The sequence below is a fragment of the Inquilinus limosus MP06 genome (assembly GCF_000767795.1).
Lineage (GTDB): Bacteria > Pseudomonadota > Alphaproteobacteria > DSM-16000 > Inquilinaceae > Inquilinus > Inquilinus limosus_E.
The window spans coordinates 1-2459 of record NZ_JANX01000748.1 but is presented as its reverse complement, the minus strand read 5'-3'; the positions used below and the strand labels follow the sequence as shown (position 1 = coordinate 2459).

Sequence of the window (2459 nt, the reverse complement as noted above, 5' to 3'; positions counted from 1 at the left end):
CCGAGATCGAGGCGGAGGAGGCGCGGCGGCCCTTCGACCTGGCGGCGGCGCCGCTGCTACGCGCCACGCTGCTGCGGCTCGGGCCTTCCGATCACAGCCTGCTGCTGGGCCTGCACCATATCGTCGCCGATGGCTGGTCGATCGGCGTGCTGATCGATGATCTCGGCGCGCTGTACCGCGCCGCGCTGGTGCATGGCCCGGCCGATCTGCCGCCGCTGCCGGTGCAGTATCTCGACTATGCGCAATGGCAGCGCCGGCTGCTGCGGGGCGACCTGCTGGAGCGGCAGAAGGCGTTCTGGCGTGGCCGTCTGGCCGGCGTGCCGCAGCGGCTGGAGCTGCCGGCAGACCGGCCGCGCCCGGCTGTCGCCTCCCAGGCCGGGGACAGCATCCGCTTCAGCCTGCCGGGCCCGCTGGTCGCGCGGCTGGAGGCGCTGGGCCATGCCCGCGGCGGCACGCTGTTCATGGTTCTGCTGGCGGCATTCGAGGCGCTGCTGCACCGCGTGACCGGCGCCACCGATTTCGTCGTCGGCACCGATGTCGCCGGCCGGCCGCGGCGCGAATTGGACCGGCTGGTCGGCTTCTTCGTCAACGTCCTGCCGCTGCGCGCCCGGCCGGAGGCGGCGCTGCCCTTCGCGGCGCTGCTGGACCGGGTGCGCGAGGATTCGCTGCAGGCCTTCGAGCAGCCGCTGCTGCCCTTCGACCAGATCGTCGAGGCCGTCGGCGCGCCGCGCGACCGCGCCCGCAACCCGCTGGTTCAGGTGCTGTTCGTGCTGCAGAGCGCGCCGCGCGGCCGCTTCGGCGTCGACGGCCTGACGGCGGAGCTGCGGCCCGCCCAGGCCCATGGTTCCAAGTTCGACATGGCGCTGTTCCTCGACCCGCTCGGCCCCCGCGCCGCGCAGGGCCTCGACGGCGAATGGGTCTTCGCCACCGACCTGTTCGCCCGGCCGCGCGTCGGGCGGCTGGTGGCCGCCTGGACCTCGCTGCTGGAGCAGATCGCCGAAGCCCCGGACCGCTCGCTGAGCGGCTTCACCCTTCCCCCCCTGGAGGAGTCCGCGATGTCGTCGACCGCGTCGCCGTCCGAGACCACCGCCCGCATGGGCGCCAAGCTGGACAAGCTGAAGAAGTTCGCCTCCCCCGCCGTCCGCCCGGCCACCGCCGCGGCGCCGGCGCGCGAGCTGGTGCGGACCTCGGCGCTGACTCCGGGCGCGATCTTCCCGCTGGTGGTCGAGCCGGCCAGCGCCGATCTCGACGCCGTGGCCTGGGCCACGGCGCATCGCGACCAGGTCGAGGCCTGGCTGCGGCGCCATGCCGGCCTGCTGTTCCGCGGCTTCGGCCTGACCACGCCGCAGGAGTTCGAGGCCTTCGCCGAGGCGCTGCAGCCCGGCCTCTACGGCTCGTATGGCGACCTGCCGAAGAAGGAAGGCGGCCGCAACACCTACCGCTCCACGCCCTACCCGGAGCGGAAGATGATCCTCTACCACAATGAGAGCTCGCACCTGCCGCGCTGGCCGCGCAAGCAGTGGTTCTTCTGCGAGCAGCCGTCGCCGGTCGGTGGCGCCACGCCGATCGTCGATTGCCGCGAGATGTTCCGGCGCCTGCCGGCGGAGCTGGCGGAGCGCTTCGCCCGGCTCGGTCTGACCTATGTCCGCACCTTCACCGAGAATCTCGACGTCGACTGGCGCGACTTCTTCAAGACCGACAGCCGCGAGGAGGTCGAGGCCCGCTGCCGCGCCGCCGGGGTGGACTTCACCTGGCTCGGCGAGGACGAGCTGCAGACCCGCACCCGCTGCCCGGCGGTGATCACCCACCCGCTGACCGGCGAGCGCTCCTTCTTCAACCAGGTCCAGCTGCACCACACACGCTGCCTCGACGCCGATGTGCGCGAGGACCTGCTGGCCATGGTCGGGCCCGAGCGGATGCCGCGCCAGGTGTTCTACGGCGACGGCTCGCCGATCGAGGACGAGGTCATGGACCTGATCGGCGGGCTGTACGAGGCCTGCGCCGTGCGCTTCGACTGGCGCCGCGGCGATGTGGTGATGCTCGACAACATGCTCGCCGCCCATGCCCGCGACCCCTATGAGGGGCCGCGCCGCATCGTCGTGGCGATGGGCGACATGGTCGACCGCAGCAGCCTGGAGGGCGCGCGATGACCGATCTGGCCCTCACCGCCGGGGCGGAGACCTGGCCGCTCGGCCCAGAGCAGCGCACCGCCGCGGAGCATCCTGGGGCCGTCGCGACCCTGGTCGCCGCCCTCTTCGGCGACATCGACGAGGCGCGGCTGCGCGCCACGCTGCTGCGGGTCGCGGGCCGGCACGAGATCCTGCGCACCGCCTTCGTCGCCGTGCCCGGTTTCCGCGGCCTGCGGGCCCGGCTGCTGGACGCGCCGGCCGAGCCGGCCTGGTCGGGGCTCGACCTGCGTGGTCGATCCGACGCGGTCGGGGCCATGGCGCGAGACCTGG

General features: G+C 73.4%; 2 protein-coding genes. Both read left to right on the top strand.

Features of this window, described 5'->3' with window-relative positions; genetic code table 11:
- Positions 1-2150 (top strand): condensation domain-containing protein (locus tag P409_RS31820; protein WP_034848042.1); only part of this gene is annotated, 2150 nt, incomplete at its 5' end.
- A partial coding sequence (locus P409_RS31815) for a hypothetical protein (RefSeq protein ID WP_034848039.1) occupies positions 2147-2459 on the top strand: 313 nt, incomplete at its 3' end. The genes P409_RS31820 and P409_RS31815, both read left to right, overlap by 4 nt.